This window comes from Amycolatopsis sp. SID8362 (assembly GCF_010550475.1).
Classification (GTDB): Bacteria; Actinomycetota; Actinomycetes; order Mycobacteriales; family Pseudonocardiaceae; genus Amycolatopsis; species Amycolatopsis eburnea.
Genome location: NZ_JAAGNB010000691.1, coordinates 1 through 14,491, shown reverse-complemented (window position 1 = coordinate 14,491; position 14,491 = coordinate 1). Strand labels below are relative to the sequence as shown.

Annotated in this window: 16 protein-coding genes and 1 pseudogene; 11 read left to right on the top strand and 6 right to left on the bottom strand. The window is 72.1% G+C overall.

The genetic code is table 11. The annotated features are described in order from the left end of the window. Window positions 1–671: YafY family protein (locus G3I65_RS21230; RefSeq protein WP_160697657.1), on the top strand; the 671-nt coding region annotated here is incomplete at its 5' end. Here the strand turns inward: G3I65_RS21230 and G3I65_RS21225 are convergent. Both G3I65_RS21225 and G3I65_RS21220 read right to left on the bottom strand, forming a co-directional pair. After that, window positions 640–1,119 carry an SRPBCC family protein gene (locus G3I65_RS21225; protein WP_160697656.1) on the bottom strand — a complete coding sequence of 160 codons (480 nt, stop codon included), beginning with the start codon at window positions 1,117–1,119 and terminating at the stop codon, window positions 640–642. The genes G3I65_RS21230 and G3I65_RS21225 overlap by 32 nt on opposite strands. 1 nt (window position 1,120) lies before the next feature. Next, the gene (locus G3I65_RS21220) at window positions 1,121–1,456 is read right to left on the bottom strand and encodes a helix-turn-helix transcriptional regulator (RefSeq protein WP_160697655.1); all 336 of its coding nucleotides are present in this window, start codon (window positions 1,454–1,456) and stop codon (window positions 1,121–1,123) included. A gap of 463 nt (window positions 1,457–1,919) precedes the next feature. On the opposite strand from G3I65_RS21220, the gene G3I65_RS21215 reads away from it, so the two are divergent. The 7 genes from G3I65_RS21215 to G3I65_RS21185 all read left to right on the top strand — a co-directional run bounded on the left by G3I65_RS21215 (window position 1,920) and on the right by G3I65_RS21185 (window position 8,978). Continuing rightward, on the top strand, window positions 1,920–3,098 hold the full coding sequence (locus G3I65_RS21215; protein ID WP_160697658.1) for an ROK family protein: 1,179 nt from the start codon (window positions 1,920–1,922) through the stop codon (window positions 3,096–3,098). A gap of 67 nt (window positions 3,099–3,165) precedes the next feature. Beyond that, on the top strand, window positions 3,166–4,185 hold the full coding sequence (locus G3I65_RS21210) for an ABC transporter substrate-binding protein (protein ID WP_160697654.1): 1,020 nt from the start codon (window positions 3,166–3,168) through the stop codon (window positions 4,183–4,185). Then, window positions 4,182–4,955, top strand: coding sequence for an ABC transporter ATP-binding protein (locus G3I65_RS21205; protein ID WP_160697653.1), 774 nt, complete (start codon window positions 4,182–4,184; stop codon window positions 4,953–4,955). The genes G3I65_RS21210 and G3I65_RS21205 overlap by 4 nt, the downstream gene beginning before the upstream one ends. Further along, the gene (locus G3I65_RS21200; protein ID WP_160697652.1) at window positions 4,952–5,794 is read left to right on the top strand and encodes an ABC transporter permease; all 843 of its coding nucleotides are present in this window, start codon (window positions 4,952–4,954) and stop codon (window positions 5,792–5,794) included. Before G3I65_RS21205 ends, G3I65_RS21200 begins: the two co-directional genes overlap by 4 nt. Continuing rightward, window positions 5,791–7,098, top strand: a complete 1,308-nt coding sequence (locus G3I65_RS21195; protein WP_160697651.1) for an LLM class flavin-dependent oxidoreductase — start codon at window positions 5,791–5,793, stop codon at window positions 7,096–7,098. Before G3I65_RS21200 ends, G3I65_RS21195 begins: the two co-directional genes overlap by 4 nt. After that, window positions 7,095–7,991 (top strand): TauD/TfdA family dioxygenase, encoded by an 897-nt coding sequence (locus G3I65_RS21190; protein WP_160697650.1) that lies wholly within the window; start codon window positions 7,095–7,097, stop codon window positions 7,989–7,991. The genes G3I65_RS21195 and G3I65_RS21190 overlap by 4 nt, the downstream gene beginning before the upstream one ends. 51 nt (window positions 7,992–8,042) lie before the next feature. Further along, window positions 8,043–8,978, top strand: a complete 936-nt coding sequence (locus G3I65_RS21185; RefSeq protein WP_160697649.1) for an alpha/beta hydrolase — start codon at window positions 8,043–8,045, stop codon at window positions 8,976–8,978. Here the strand turns inward: G3I65_RS21185 and G3I65_RS21180 are convergent. Continuing rightward, complete coding sequence (locus G3I65_RS21180; RefSeq protein WP_160697648.1) at window positions 8,929–10,116, bottom strand: amidohydrolase; 1,188 nt, start codon at window positions 10,114–10,116, stop codon at window positions 8,929–8,931. The two genes, G3I65_RS21185 and G3I65_RS21180, sit on opposite strands and share 50 nt — an antisense overlap. A 79-nt stretch (window positions 10,117–10,195) precedes the next feature. On the opposite strand from G3I65_RS21180, the gene G3I65_RS21175 reads away from it, so the two are divergent. Beyond that, window positions 10,196–11,656 carry an aminotransferase class I/II-fold pyridoxal phosphate-dependent enzyme gene (locus G3I65_RS21175; protein WP_160697647.1) on the top strand — a complete coding sequence of 487 codons (1,461 nt, stop codon included), beginning with the start codon at window positions 10,196–10,198 and terminating at the stop codon, window positions 11,654–11,656. Here the strand turns inward: G3I65_RS21175 and G3I65_RS21170 are convergent. Together G3I65_RS21170 and G3I65_RS21165 are read right to left on the bottom strand one after the other, a co-directional pair. Continuing rightward, the gene (locus G3I65_RS21170; RefSeq protein WP_160697646.1) at window positions 11,653–12,132 is read right to left on the bottom strand and encodes a hemerythrin domain-containing protein; all 480 of its coding nucleotides are present in this window, start codon (window positions 12,130–12,132) and stop codon (window positions 11,653–11,655) included. The two genes, G3I65_RS21175 and G3I65_RS21170, sit on opposite strands and share 4 nt — an antisense overlap. A gap of 8 nt (window positions 12,133–12,140) precedes the next feature. After that, window positions 12,141–12,506, bottom strand: a complete 366-nt coding sequence (locus G3I65_RS21165) for a hypothetical protein (RefSeq protein WP_160697645.1) — start codon at window positions 12,504–12,506, stop codon at window positions 12,141–12,143. Window positions 12,507–12,602: 96 nt separating this feature from the next. Between G3I65_RS21165 and G3I65_RS21160 the strand changes: the two genes are divergently transcribed. Further along, window positions 12,603–13,694 carry a glutamate--cysteine ligase gene (locus G3I65_RS21160; protein WP_160697644.1) on the top strand — a complete coding sequence of 364 codons (1,092 nt, stop codon included), beginning with the start codon at window positions 12,603–12,605 and terminating at the stop codon, window positions 13,692–13,694. Here G3I65_RS21160 and G3I65_RS21155 read toward each other — a convergent pair. Next, a complete protein-coding gene (locus G3I65_RS21155; protein WP_160697643.1) occupies window positions 13,691–14,071 on the bottom strand; it encodes an STAS domain-containing protein in 381 nt (126 codons plus the stop codon). The genes G3I65_RS21160 and G3I65_RS21155 overlap by 4 nt on opposite strands. Window positions 14,072–14,180: 109 nt before the next feature. Between G3I65_RS21155 and G3I65_RS21150 the strand changes: the two are divergent. Continuing rightward, window positions 14,181–14,491, top strand: a pseudogene (locus G3I65_RS21150) (hypothetical protein); the annotation flags it as partial.

The window sequence follows — 14,491 nt, the reverse complement described above, 5'->3', positions numbered from 1 at the left end:
TGCGCGCGCTCGCCAAGCTGGAGCAGGTCCTGCCGGCACGGCTGCGGCACCGCGTCCAGGCCCTGGAAGCCGCGACGGTGTCGGTACCCGGCGCCGGCCCGGCCGTCGACGCCGAGGTGCTGACCGCGATCGCGGCGGCCATCCGGGCGAGCGAGCGGCTGCGCTTCGACTACCTGAGCCACCATCGCGAGCCGAGCCGCCGCGAAGTCGAGCCGCACCGACTGGTCAGCTGGTCACGGCGCTGGTACCTCGTCGCGTGGGACATCGCGCGGGACGACTGGCGCACCTTCCGCGTCGACCGCATGACGCCGAAGGTGCCGAACGGCCCGCGCTTCACCCCGCGCGAGCCGCCCGAGGGCGACGTGGCGCGGTTCGTCCAGCGCAGCGCGGGCGCCGCGACCTGGCGGTTCCACGCCCGGGTCCGGCTGCACGCTTCGATGGACCACGTCCGCGCGCGGCTGCCGATCGCGGTCGAGGTGACGCCGGAAGGCCCGGACCGCTGCGTCGCGGAGGTCGGCTCGGACAACGCGGCGATGCTCGGGTTGTACCTCGGGCTGCTCGAAGTGGACTTCGAGGTGCTCGACGCGCCGGAGCTGGCCGCGGAACTGGCGAAAACGGGCGAGCGGTTCCTCCGCGCCGCTAACGCAGGGAGTCCGCCAGCTCCTGGATGAGCACCATCTGCTCCCGGGCGCCGACCTCCATGCCGGACTGCAGGATGGTGTCGCGCAGTTCCTTGCTCCCGGTCTCGGTGAGCAGCCGCAGCAGGGTGCGGTCGCCGTCGAGCGCGGTGAAGGTGACGGTGTTGAGCGGCCCGTCCACCGAGTCGAGGGGCACGCCCGGCTGCTCGAAGACCTCGGTGTAGACGAGCCGTTCGTCCGGCACGACTTCGCGGTACTCGCCGTGGAAGCCGACTTCGGCGCCGTCGTCCGTCTTGATCACGTACCGCCAGCGGCCGCCGGGGCGCAGGTCCAGCTCGACTTCGGTGGTGGTCCCGTGGTGGCCGCTCCACCAGCGGCGCACCAGCTCGGGCGTGGTCCAGACGCGGTAGACGAGGTGCCGGGGCGCGTCGAACTCGCGCGTGATGAGGATCTGGTCGTCGGCGGGGGTGGTGATCTCCACGTCAGTGCTCCTGTTCCTTGAGTTCCTCGAGGACGTCGTCCATCAGGTCGAACCGCCCGGCCCACGCCCGCTCGTACTGCCGCACCCAGTCGTGGATCGGCTTGAGCGCGGGCCCGTTGAGCCGGTACAGCCGCTGGCGGCCGTCGCCGCGCACGTCGACCGCGCCCACCTCCCGCAGTACCCGCAGGTGCTTGGACACCTGGGGCTGGGCCAGGCCGAGCAGGTCCACGAGGTCGCCGACGGACCGCTCGCCGTCGCGGAGGACGTCGAGGATCTGCCGCCGCCGGGGTTCGGCGACCGCGTTGAAGGTGTCGGTTGTCGTCGCTGCTCGGGCCACGCGAGTCATCATATGCCGATATGGGTATGCGTCAAGCGGGGAGCTGCGGGTCGCGGATGTCATGAAAGAGTCATTCACCTCGCCAGACGACAGGGGCCCGGCAAAGTCGGGTAGCACGGCCGATCCGCCCATCCGCGACGACATGAAAGAGTCATTCACCTCACCAGACGACATGAATGACCCATTCACGACATCCCCGCGCCGCCGGACAGACCACGCGGCCGGCCTGCGGCCGGTCACCCGCTCGCCGGCGCGCGACTTTGCCGGGACCCTGTCGCCAGACGACATGAATGACCCTTTCACGACATCCCCGCGCCGCCGGGCAGACCACGCGGCCGACCTGCGGCCGGTCACCCGCTCGCTGGGCGACGCGAGCAACGCGAACGAGCCGGTCGAGGCTCCGGCCGCGACCCACATCCTGGGCACGCTGGGCTCACTCCCCGCCGTCTGCCACCATCAGGCCATGACGGCCCGGGCCGACGCTCCACAGAGGACGGACGCGCGCGGCGCCCGCCGCAGTGCCAGTGCGAGTGCCGTCCTGCGCGCGATCCTCGACGCGGGACCGATCGCGCGCAGCACCATCGCGCGCCGGACCGGGTTGTCCGCCGCCGCCGTCAGCGGGCACACCGCCGAGCTGCTCCGGCTCGGCCTGCTTCACGAACTGCCGGAAACCGAAAAGCGCGTCGGGCGGCCGCACGTGCCGGTCGACCTCGACACCGGGCGGCACGTCGCCGGCGCGCTGCACCTGGCCGTGCATCACGCCACCGTCGCGCTGCTCGACGTGCGCGGGAACGTCCTGGTACAGCACGAAGAACCGCACGATGGCCTCGCCCCCGAAGACGTGCTCGCGCGGGCCGCCGAGATCCTCGACGATCTCCTGCTCGGGCACGCGCCGGACCGCGAGCCGCTCGGGCTCGGGGTCGCCACCGGGGGCTGGGTCGACCGCGCGTCCGGCACCGTCGTGGAACACCCGCTGCTGGGCTGGCGGGACGTCCCGGTGCGCGACCTGCTCGCCGCTTCCACCGGGCTCACCGTCGCGGTCGACGGCCACGCGCGCTCGCTGGTGCACGCCGAACAGCTCTTCGGGCACCCGCGGGCGCGCGAAAGCGTCGTGCAGTTGTTCACCGGCAATGTCGTCGACGCCGCGTTCGCGACCGGCGGCACGGTGCACCACGGGCCGCGCTCGGCCGCCGGCGCGGTCGCGCACCTGCCGGTCGACGACAGCGCCGAGGCGTGCCGGTGCGGGCGGACCGGCTGTCTCGAAGCCACCGTCTCGGAAGCGACCCTCGCGCGCAAAGCGGGCATGCCCTTTCCGGACCTGCTCGCGCTCGCGGCGGCCGGGGAAACCGCGGCGGTGCGGCTGTTCCACGACCGCGCGCGGCTCATCGGCCAGGCGGCCGCACTCCTGCTCGACGTGCTCAACCCGGCCGTGCTCGTGGTGGTCGACCGGAGCATCGCGGTGGTGCCCGGCTGCCTTCCCGTCATCCGGGACGAGGTCGGCGAACGCTCCCGTCGCCTTGACACCGCGGAAACCGTGCTGGGAACGAGCTTCCCGGGCACGGAGCTGGCCACCGCCGGCGGCGCGGTCCTGCTCGACCTCCTCTACGACGACCCGAGTTATTTCACGAACTCGCAAAATTGACCCTCCGTCCGGCGTCCGCGAACAATTGCTCGCAACCCCGCCGACTCCCGGAACGGACGAAACCACCGTGAAGAAAACCTTGCCCTTGCTCGCCTTCGCCGCCGCGCTGCTGGCCGGCTGCGCTTCGGCGACGGCCACCGGTGCGCCCGGGCAACCCGAGAAGCTGGAGCTGCGCTACCAGGGCAACGCCAACGCCGTGAGCCTGCCCGAACTCGCCGAAGACCTGGGCTACTTCGGCCCGGTCAAGCTGAAGTGGGTCGGCAACACGATCAGTGGCCCGCAGGACATCCAGTCCGCGGCCACCGACCAGACCGACTTCGGCGGTGCCTTCACCGGCGCGGTCGTGAAGCTCGTCGAAGCCGGCGCGCCGGTCAAGGCGGTCGTCAACTACTACGGCTCCGACGCCAAGGCGTTCATCGGCTTCTACACCAAAGAGGACAGTCCGATCCGGACCGCCCGCGACCTGATCGGCAAGAAGGTCGGCGTCAACACCGCGGGCGCGAACCTGGAAGCCGCGCTCGACACGTGGCTGAAGGGGCAGGGCCTGACCGGCGACGAGATCAAGCAGGTCCAGCTGGTCGTCATCCCGCCGGTGAACGCCGAGCAGGCACTGCGCAACGGCCAGCTCGACGTCGCCGCGCTGCAGGGCGTCCTGCAGGACCACGCCCTAGCCGCCGGCGGCATTCGCCCGCTCTTCAGCGACGTCCAGGCGTTCGGCCCGTACAACGGCGGGCCGTACGTGCTGCGCACCGACTTCATCAAGAAGTACCCGGAGACCACGAAGATCTTCGTCTCCGCCGTGGCCCGCGCCATCGAATGGGAACGCACCACTCCCCGCGACCAGGTGATCGCCCGCTTCACGAAGATCATCCAAGCCCGTGGCCGCAACGAAAGCACCGAGACGCTCAAGTACTGGAAGAGCGTCGGCCTCACCCGCGGCGGGCTGATCTCCGACCAGGACTACACGCTCTGGGAGCCGTGGCTGAAGCAGCAGGGCTACCTCAAGGGCGACAAGATCGACACTTCGAAGCTCTACACCAACGAGTTCAACCCCTACCGCGACGGCGCCCCGGCGGTGACCAAGTGATCGCCCTCCGCTCGGTGACCAAGGCCTTCGGCGCCCTCACCGCCCTCGACGACGTCTCCCTCGACATCGCCGACGGCACGTTCCTCTCCCTCGTCGGGCCCAGCGGGTCGGGCAAGTCGACGCTGCTGGACCTGCTCGGCGGGCTCACCACGCCGACGTCCGGCAAGGTGCTCATCGACGGCGAGCCGGTGCGCGGCCCCGGCCTCGACCGCGGCGTCGTCTTCCAGCAGTACGCGCTGTTCCCGTGGCGCACCGCCCGCGCGAACGTCGAGTTCGGCCTCGAAGGCGGCCCGCTCGGCAAGCGGCAGCGCGCGGAGCGGGCCCGCGAATACCTCGACCTGGTCGGGCTTTCCGGCTTCGAGGACCGCTACCCGCACGAGCTGTCCGGCGGGATGAAGCAGCGGGTCGCGATCGCCCGCAGCCTCGCCTACGACCCGGCGGTGCTGCTGATGGACGAGCCGTTCGCCGCGCTCGACGCGCAGACCCGCGAGCAGCTGCAGGAGGAGCTGCTGCGGATCTGGCGCCGCACCGGCAAGACGATCGTGTTCATCACCCACGGCATCGACGAAGCCGTCTACTTGGGACAGCGGGTCGCCGTGCTGACGTCGCGGCCGGGCCGGCTCAAGGCCGTCGTCGACGTCGACCTCGGCGACCGCACCGGCGACGTCCGCTCCGACCCGGCGTTCGGCAGGCAGCGCCACCGGCTCTGGGAACTGCTGCACGACGAAGTCCGCAAGGCGGCCGAACACGAACGGAGCGCGGTGCGATGACGACCACCCTCGAAGCCCCGGCAGTCCACAAAGGACCCGAGGCCCCGCCACCGAAGCCGCGCCGGCTCGCCGGAAAGCTCACCCGCGCGGTGCACGCGTCCGCGGCGGTCGCGCTGTTCGTGGCGCTGTGGGAGCTGGTCCCCCGGTTCGTCCTCGACGAAAGCACGCGGACGTTCCTGCCGCCGCTGTCGGAGGACCTCCAAGCGCTCTGGGAGCTCATCCTCGACGGCCAGCTGGCCGAGCACCTGCTGGCCAGCATCGGCCGGTCGGCCGCCGGGTTCGCGATCGCCGTCGCCGTCGCGGTCCCGCTCGGGCTGCTGATCGGCTGGTACCGGCCGGTCGCCCGGTTCCTGCAGCCGCTGCTGGAACTGGCCCGCAACACCGCCGCGCTGGCCCTGCTCCCGGTGTTCACGCTGCTGCTGGGCATCGGCGAGCTGTCCAAGGTCAGCCTCGTGGTCTACGCCTGCGTGTGGCCGGTGCTGCTCAACACGATCGCCGGCGTGCACACCGTCGACCCGCTGCTGGTCAAGGCGGCCCGCTCGCTCGGGCTGTCGAGCCCGCGGCTGTTCCGGAAGGTGATCCTGCCGTCCGCGGTGCCGACGGTGTTCACCGGCATCCGGATGGCGGCGTCCTACTCGATCCTGGTGCTGGTCGCCGCCGAAATGGTCGGCGCGAAGGCCGGGCTCGGCTACCTGATCAACACCACGCAGGTGAACTTCCTCATCCCCCAGATGTACGCCGGGATCATCGCGGTCTCGCTGCTCGGCGTGCTCGTCAACCAGGGCTTCGTCGCGCTCGAACGGCGGTTCTCGACCTGGCGCCCCAAGGAGAAAGCATGATGCACCTCAACGCGTTCGTGATGCCGAACGGCCACCACGAAGCCGCGTGGCGGCACCCCTCGACCGACCCGGTCCGCGCCCGGACGCTGCGCCACTACGCCGACATCGCGCGGACGGCCGAGCGCGGCAAGCTCGATTCGCTCTTCCTCGCCGACGGCGTCGCCCTGTGGGGCAACGTGAAGCACAACTCCCACAGCCACTTCGAACCGCTGACGCTGCTTTCGGCGCTGGCCGCCAGCACGGTCCACATCGGACTCATCGCGACCGCGTCCACGACCTACAACGAGCCCTACCACCTCGCCCGCAAGTTCGCCTCGCTCGACCACCTCTCCGGCGGCCGCGCGGGCTGGAACATCGTCACCTCGGCGGGCATCGACGAGGCCCGCAACTTCAACCTGGCCAAGCGGCCGTCGCACGCGGCCCGCTACGAACGCGCGGACGAGTTCATCGACGTCGTCAAGAAGCTCTGGGACAGCTGGGACGACGACGCCGCGCTCGTCGACCGGGCGAGCGGGATCTACGCCGACACCGACCGCATCCGGGCGATCGAGCACGACGGCCCGCACTTCCAGGTGCACGGGCCGCTCAACATCGAACGCCCGCCACAGGGCCACCCGCTGCTCGTGCAGGCCGGGTCGTCGGAGACCGGCAAGGAGTACGCGGCCCGGCACGCCGAAGCCGTGTTCACCGCGCAGCAGACGTTCGCCGAAGGTAAGGCGTTCTACGACGACGTCAAAGGCAGGCTCGCGAAGTACGGCCGTAGCACGGACGAGATCAAGATCCTGCCCGGCATCTCCCCCATCCTCGGCCGCACGGAAGCCGAGGCGCGCGAACGGGAAGCCGAGCTGAACGCGCTGATCACGCCGGACTACGGGCTGCGGCAGCTGTCGAAGATGCTCGACCACGACGTCTCCGGCTACCCGCTGGACGGGCCGCTGCCGGAGGTCGGCAGCTTCACCGAGGGCGGCCAGAGCCGGTTCGAGCTGGTGGTCGGCCTGGCCCGGCGCGAAGACCTCACCATCCGGCAGCTCCTGGAACGGCTGGCGGGCGGGCGCGGGCACCGCGTCTTCGCCGGCACGCCGGTCCAGGTCGCCGACGAGCTGGAGGCGTGGTTCACCGGCGGCGCCGCCGACGGCTTCAACGTCATGCCGCCCACCCTGCCCGGCGGGCTCGACGACTTCGTCGACCTCGTCGTCCCGGAGCTGCAGCGGCGCGGGCTGTTCCGCACCGAGTACTCCGGCACCACCTTGCGCGAGCACTACGGGCTCGCGCGTCCCGTCACCCGAGTCAAGGAGCCCGCATGACCGCCATCAGCACCGACGTCCGCAAGATCACCGGGAGGATCGGCGCCGAGATCGTCGGCTTCGACCCGACCGGCGACCTCGACGAGTCCCAGGTCGCCTTCCTGACCGAAGCGCTGCACGAGCACAAGGCGCTGGTGTTCCGGGGCGTCGAGCTCGACGACGAGGGCCAGCAGCGCTTCGCCGCGCACTTCGGCGAGCTGACCAAGGCGCACCCGACGGTGCCCGCCGTCGACGGCGCCCCGACGATCCTGCCCGTCGACAGCGAGCAGGGCCGCGCCAACCACTGGCACACCGACGTCACCTTCGTGCTCAACCCGCCGCGGGCCAGCACCCTGCGCAGCCTCGTGGTGCCGCCCTACGGCGGGGAAACGCTGATCGCGAACGCCGCGGCGGCCTACCGCGACCTGCCCGAACCGCTGCGGGCGTTCGCCGACACGCTGCGCGCGGTGCACACCAACGACTACGACTACGTCCAGCCGCCGGAGACGGTGGACGAGAAGGAGCAGGCCCGCCGCGCCCAGTTCGTCTCGCGCAAGTACCGGACCGTGCACCCGGTGGTGCGGGTGCACCCGGTGACCGGCGAGCGCGGGCTGTTCATCGGCGGCTTCGCGCAGCGGATCGAGGGCCTGTCGGTCACCGAGTCGCGGGACCTGCTGCGGCTGCTGCAGTCCTACGTGACGCGACCGGAGAACGTCGTGCGCGTGGCGTGGGAGCCGAACCAGCTGGTGCTGTTCGACAACCGGATCACGCAGCACTACGCGATCGACAACTACGACGGCCTCCCCCGCCGTCTCAACCGCGTCACGGTGGCCGGCGACGTCCCGGCGGGCATCGACGGGCGGCCGAGCGAGTCGCTCGAAGGTGACGCCTCGCACTACACCTCCATCGCCTAGTTAGGCGCCGTCCGCGCCCGGGTAACCGGGTGCGGACGGAAGGAGTGCGGTGTGGTCAGCGTGCAGGCGAAGGTACGGATGGCGCTGCTGCGGGCGTCGGGCCAGAAACGGTTCTACGACAACGCTTCGGCGCTGCACCACCGGTTGCCCCGGCACCAGAAGCCGTCGATGGCCCGGCCGCCGCGGAAGGTCCGGCGGCGGTGCGACGTCGAGCGGCGCGAGGTGCACGGCTTCCCGTGCTTCACCTTCCGGCCGCGCGACGGCGTCTCGACCGACCTGCACGTCCTGCACCTGCACGGCGGCGGGTTCGTCGAGCAGGTCGAGAAGCACCACTGGAAGTACGCCGCCGACCTGGTGTCGCGGCTGGGCTGTGCGGTGACGCTGCCGGTGTACCCGCTGGTCCCGCACCACGACCACACGGCCACGATCCCGATGGTGCAGGCGGCCTACGACGGGATCGACGCCGGGCGCGTCGTGGTCTCCGGCGACTCCGCGGGCGGGTCGCTCGCCCTGGCGATCGCCCAGGACCTGCGCGCGGCCGGGCGGCCGCAGCCCGAACGGCTGGTGCTGTACTCGCCGTGGCTGGACGTCCTGCTGGAGGACCCGGTTTCGGAGCTGCTGGACGAGACCGACCCGATGCTCGGCATCGCCGGGCTGCGGGAGGCGGGCCGGATGTACGCCGAAGGCACCACCCCGCACGACCCGCGCGTCAGCCCGATCCACGCCGACCTCGGCGGCCTCGCGCCGATCACGCTGTTCATCGGCACGCGCGACGTCCTGCTGCCGGACTGCCGCCGGTTCCGGGAACGGGCGCGGGAGGCCGGGACGGAGCTGGACTACCGCGAGTACCCCGGGATGTTCCACAACTGGCTGATGCAAGCCATCCCGGAGGGCCGGGAAGCGATGAACCACGTGGAGCGGCTGCTGCGCCGCCCGGTCAGTGCCCGGTCCGCGCCTGGTCGTGGAAGCAGTCCCACGCCTGGCTGACCAGGGCCGGGTGGGTGCGCAGGTCGATCGCCGTGCGCGCCAGGGCCGCCGCCGAGGCCAGCATCGCCGAGCGGCCGCGGGGGCTGGCCGCCGCGGCCGCGAACTCGGGGGTGTGGTCGGCGTACTCCTCCGCCGTGATCGCGACGAACGGGTGGATCGCCGGGACCCGGACGCTGACGTCGCCGACGTCCGACGAGCCGAGGTAGACCCCCGGGGCCGGCGGGGTGGCGTGGATGCCGCACGCGGCCAGGTGCTCGGTGAACCGCTCGGACAGCACCGGGTTGTCGCGGAAGTGCGCGTAGCCGCGGCCGACGCGTTCGACGTCCACCTTCGCGCCGGTCGCCAGCGCCGCGCCCTGCGCGCCCGCCGTCACGTCCTCGACCAGGCTGTCCAGCGCGCCGGTCGTCAGCGCGCGCAGCCCGAAGCGGCCCTCGGCGCGGTCCGGCACGATGTTCGTCGCCTCGCCGCCGTGGGTGATGATGCCCTGGATGTGCGAGCCCGCGGGCAGGCGCTGGCGCAGCGCGGCCATCGCGCCGAACATCTGGATCAGCGCGGCGAGGGCGTCGATGCCCGCCTCCGGGTCGCCGGTCGGGTGCGCGGCGCGGCCGTGGAAGGTCACCTTCACCTCCACCTGCGCGGTCAGCGGGGCCCACGACCACGAGTGGACGCCGGGGTGGACCATCAGCGCCGCATCCACCTCGGCGAAGACACCGGCTTCGGCGAGCGCGACCTTGCCGCCACCGCGTTCCTCCGCGGGGCAGCCGACCACGAGCAGCGAGCCCGGGTTGTCCGCCAGGACCTCGCGAGCCGCCAGCGCGGCCCCGAGCCCGGCCGCGGCGATGAGGTTGTGCCCGCAGGCGTGCCCCAGCCCGGGCAGCGCGTCGTATTCCAGCAGCAGCGCGACGCACGGCCGCCCGTCGCCGGCCCGCGCGGTGAACGCCGTCGGCAGCCCGGCGACGCCCCGCTCCACCTCGAAGCCGTCGTCGGCCAGCTCCCGCGTCAGGCGTTCCGCCGCCGCGTGCTCCTCATAGGACAGTTCCGGGTGCTCGTGCAGCGCGGTGGCGACCGCCCACAGCCGTTCGTCCAGCCGCTCGACCCGCTCGTCCGCCCGCTCGTGCAGCTCCTCGTGCCACTCCATGCCCACCGGAATACCCCTACCACGTCCGGTCACACCAGCGAGGGGTTTCACCCGGTGTGCCGGTGGTTACCCGCCGACGATGGACCACAGCCAGGCACCGGTGCTGGAAGCCCTGCGCGACTACCACCACGCCGGATACGTCCCGTTCAACGCACCCGGCCACAAGCAGGGCCGCGGTATCGACCCGCGGGTGCTGGCGGTCGTCGGCGCCGAGGTGTTCAAGTCCGACGTCATCGCGCTCAACGGCCTCGACGACCGGCTGATGCGCGGCGGCGTGCTGGCGCGGGCCCAGGAGCTGATGGCCGACGCGGTCGGCGCCGAGCACACCTTCTTCTCGACGTGCGGCAGCTCGCTTTCGGTGAAGAGCGCGATGCTCGCGGTCGCCGGCCCGCACGAGAAGCTGCTGGTGCCGCGGCACGTCCACAAGTCGGTGATCTCCGGCCTGATCGTCAGCGGCGTCGAGCCGGTGTGGGTGCGGCCGCACTGGGACACCGCGCAGGGACTGACCCACCCGCCGGGCGTGCGGGAGTTCGCCGAGGCCTACGAACTCGACTCCGACGTCAAGGGCGCGCTGCTGGTGACCCCGACCGACTACGGCACCTGCGGCGACATCCGAGCGGTCGCCGACTGGTGCCACGAGCGGGGGATCCCGCTGATCGTCGACGAGGCGTGGGGCGCGCACCTGCCCTTCCACGACGGCCTCCCGCCGTGGGGGATGGACGCGGGCGCCGACGTGTGCGTCACGAGCGTGCACAAGATGGGTGCGGCGGTCGAGCAGAGCTCGGTCTTCCACCTCCAGGGCGACCGCGTCGACCCGAACGTGCTGAAGGCGCGGGAGGACCTGCTCGGCACGACCAGCCCGAGTTCGCTCGTGTACGCCGGCCTCGACGGCTGGCGGCGGCAGATGGCCGAACAGGGCAAGCAGCTGCTCGACGGGGCGCTGCGGCTGGTGAAGTCGGTGCGCGGACGGCTGGGCGAGCAGGGCCTCACCGTGCTGCACGACGAGTTCCTCGGCCCGGACCTCGCCGACTCGCTCGACCCGCTGAAGGTGGTGCTCGACCTCGAGCCGCTGGGCATCAGCGGCTACCAGGCCGCCGACTGGCTGCGCGAGCACCAGCGCGTCACCGTCGGCCTGTCCGACCATCGCCGGATCGTGGCCCAGTTCAACCATTCGGATGACGAAGAGACGGCGAGCACGCTCGTCGACGCCCTCGGCGCCCTATTGAAGGCGGCGCCGTCGTTCGAGACCCCGCCGAAGGTGGACATCCCGGCCCCGGCCGAACTGGAGCTGGAGACGGCGATGCTGCCGCGTGACGCCTTCTTCGGCCCGGCCGAACAGGTGCCGGTCGAGGACGCGCCCGGCCGGATCGCGGCGGAGATGATCACGCCGTACCCGCCCGGCGCCCCCGGCGTCCTGCCCGGCGAGGTGATCACCCGGCCGGTCCTGGACTACCTCCGCAGCGGGCTCGGCGCGGGCATGGAGCTGCCCGACCCGGCCGACTCCGAGCTGACGTCGGTCCGGGTCGTGGCCCGCCGCTAGGCCTTCGCGCTCTTGAGCTCCAACGGGTTCTTGGGCGCGTCCGGCCGGGCGTCGATCATCCGCTGTCCCAGTTCCTGCAGCCGCTTGCGGCCCATCGCCGAGCGGACCTGGGGGAACCACTCGTCTTCTTCCTCTTCGACGTGGTGGCGGACGTTCTCGGTGAGCACCGTGACCTTCGCGTCGAAGGTCTCGTCCGCCGGGTCCATGCCCAGCAGCTCCGACAGCATCCACACGACGACGTGGTGCTCCTCCACGCTTTCCAGGACGTGGTCCTTCGTCTCCGGCACGGCTTCCCGCGCGGCCGGGTAGAAGATCTCCTCTTCGATGTAGGCGTGGACGGTGAGCTCCTCGATGATCGAGTCGGCGATGCGGCGCTTCTCCCGGTGCGCGTCCTCCCCCGCCTTTTCGAATTCCTTGAACAGCTTCTCCACGGTCTTGTGGTCGTTCTTGAGCAGCACGATCGCGTCGGTCGACATCGGTGTCCTCACGGTGTGGCCAGGTCGCGCAGCGCGACTTGGGAGTTCTCGAGTTCCTTCGTCATCAGCAAGGCGACGGTCCCGGCGTGCGCCAGTGCCCGGCCGACCTCACCCACCGAATCCCACGCCGCCCCGGCGTCCCCGCCGCCGTGGCGGACCACCTGGCCGGACAGCAGCCCGTCCTCCAGCCGCCCCTGCAGGGCGGGCAGCAGCTGGGTGAGGTCGTCGGCCAGCAGCCGCAGGGCGCCGAGCACGCGGTACAGCTCGGCCGGGGGAACGAGCTCCCCGTCGCCCACGCGGCGGGACAGCCGGTGCACGGTGGCACCGGCATCGGCGGCCAGCAGCGCTGGCGATGAAGTGACGCTCGGGTTCATGACCGGCCGGATACCCTCCGTGCGGCGGCGAAAACGCGGTTTGCCCGATCCGCCCCGCGGGTATCCACCGGTCCTTCCGACCCCAGGAGAACACCGGTGAACGAACCGTCCGGCGACGTGCTGACCTTCGGCGTCGAAGAGGAGTTCTTCGTCGTCGACCGCCGCGGGCACCTGTCCCAGTCCGGCGACGACGTCGTCGACGCCGCCGAAGCGGCCGCCGACGAGCAGGGCGAGCTGCAGCACGAACTGACCCGCTCGCAGGCCGAGGCCGCCACCGGCATCTGCCGGACCCACGCCGAGGCCCTGCGCCAGCTGCACGGCATGCGCGACGACCTGTCCGCGGCCGCCCGGCGCCGCGGCTGCCGGCTGCTGCCCGCCGGCGCGCCCCCGCTGTCCGAAGTGGACCCGCCGGACATCACGCCGAACCCGCGCTACGAGCGGATGGCCGAGCACTTCGGCGCCACCGCGCGGACTTCGCTCACGTGCGGCTGCCACGTGCACGTCGCCATCCCCGACAAGGAAACCGGCGTCCGGGTGCTGAACCAGGTCCGGCCGTGGCTGCCCGCGCTGCTCACGGTCACCGCGAACTCGGCGATTTCCGACGGCTACGACACCGGTTACTGCAGCTGGCGCTACCAGCAGTGGAGCCGGTGGCCCTCGGCCGGGCCGCCGCCGGCGTTCGCCTCGCTCGACGAGTACGAAAACATCGTCGACGCGTGGCTGCGCGCGGGCTCGATCCTCGACCGCGGGATGATCTACTGGGACGTCCGGCTGTCGGAAAAGCAGCCGACGCTCGAATTCCGCATCGCCGACGTCGCCGCGACGCCCGAAGAAGCGGTGCTCCTGGCCGTGCTCGCCCGCGCACTGGCCGCCACCGCGCAGGCCGGCGACGCGCCCCCGCCGACGTTGCCGAACGAGGTGCTGCGCGCCCAGCTCTGGCGCGCGTCCCGCGAAGGCGTCACCGGCTGCTGCGCGCACCCGGACAGCGGGGACCTGGCGCCGGCGAAGGTGGTGCTCGACACCCTGGTCGAGCGGACGTCCGCCGCGCTGGACGCGGCTGGTGACCTGGACTTCGCGCGGGAAGGCATCGCGCGGCTGGCCACCGAAGGCGGCGGCGCCGACCGGCAGCGGCGCCGGTTCGCGGAAAAGGAACGCGCCGAAGACGTGGTGGACCTGCTGACGGGCTAAGCGCGCAGCCGGTCGAGGAGGGCGAGAGCGCGGGCGGCGGCGTGCGACCGGCCCGCGTCGAGAACGAGGTGGACGCCGAGGGCGGTGGCCCGCTCGTGGGCCCGCAGCAGCACGCGGAGGCCGGCGGCACCCAGGAAACCCACCTCGCCCAGGTCGAGGCGCAGCACCCCGGGACCGGTCCGGAGGTGGTCGTCGAGGGCCGCTTCCAGCCGCGGCACCGTGCAGGCGTCGATTTCGCCGGTGACCTCCATGACGACGGCGTCGGCGGTCCGCCACCGGGTGCGGCCGCCCAGTCCGTCGGCGGGCGCGCGCGGTGAAGGCAGCCGGTGCGTCGGCGGGTCGGATCCGGGCGCGCGTCGCCGTTCGTCGGTCGTCATGGCCTTGAGTTACCCGGTGCGCGTTCGTGGCCAAACACGCCCCGGTCCGCACGCGTTTCCGCGGCCGGAGCGGGTATCCGCCACCAGCGTCGCCCGGAAGGAGCCCGCCATGACCGACGGCCAGCCCACGATGGGCGTCGAAGAGGAGTTCCTCCTCGTCAACCCGCGCACCGGGCACGCGTCCGCGTGCGCGGAACGGGTGCTGGCGCGGTACCGCCACCACGGCCCGCTCCCCGACGGCGTCCGCGTGCACCGCGAACTGCGGCTCACCCAGATCGAAGCCGCCAGCGGCGTCTGCACCACCGCGGACGGCCTCCGGCACCAGCTCACGACGGCCCGCGCGTGCTGGCCGGCGCCGCCGCGGCCGAAGACTGCGCGCTCCTGGCCACCGGTACCCCGATCGGGCCCGGCCCGGCCGCG

Coding starts and splice junctions, on each gene's coding strand:
- G3I65_RS21165 (WP_160697645.1), bottom strand. CDS start 12,506: ATGAACCCGAGCGTCACTTCATCGCCAGCGCTGCTGGCCGCCGATGCC.
- G3I65_RS21200 (WP_160697652.1), top strand. CDS start 4,952: ATGACGACCACCCTCGAAGCCCCGGCAGTCCACAAAGGACCCGAGGCC.
- G3I65_RS21195 (WP_160697651.1), top strand. CDS start 5,791: ATGATGCACCTCAACGCGTTCGTGATGCCGAACGGCCACCACGAAGCC.
- G3I65_RS21170 (WP_160697646.1), bottom strand. CDS start 12,132: ATGTCGACCGACGCGATCGTGCTGCTCAAGAACGACCACAAGACCGTG.
- G3I65_RS21190 (WP_160697650.1), top strand. CDS start 7,095: ATGACCGCCATCAGCACCGACGTCCGCAAGATCACCGGGAGGATCGGC.
- G3I65_RS21215 (WP_160697658.1), top strand. CDS start 1,920: ATGACGGCCCGGGCCGACGCTCCACAGAGGACGGACGCGCGCGGCGCC.
- G3I65_RS21180 (WP_160697648.1), bottom strand. CDS start 10,116: ATGGAGTGGCACGAGGAGCTGCACGAGCGGGCGGACGAGCGGGTCGAG.
- G3I65_RS21175 (WP_160697647.1), top strand. CDS start 10,196: ATGGACCACAGCCAGGCACCGGTGCTGGAAGCCCTGCGCGACTACCAC.
- G3I65_RS21155 (WP_160697643.1), bottom strand. CDS start 14,071: ATGACGACCGACGAACGGCGACGCGCGCCCGGATCCGACCCGCCGACG.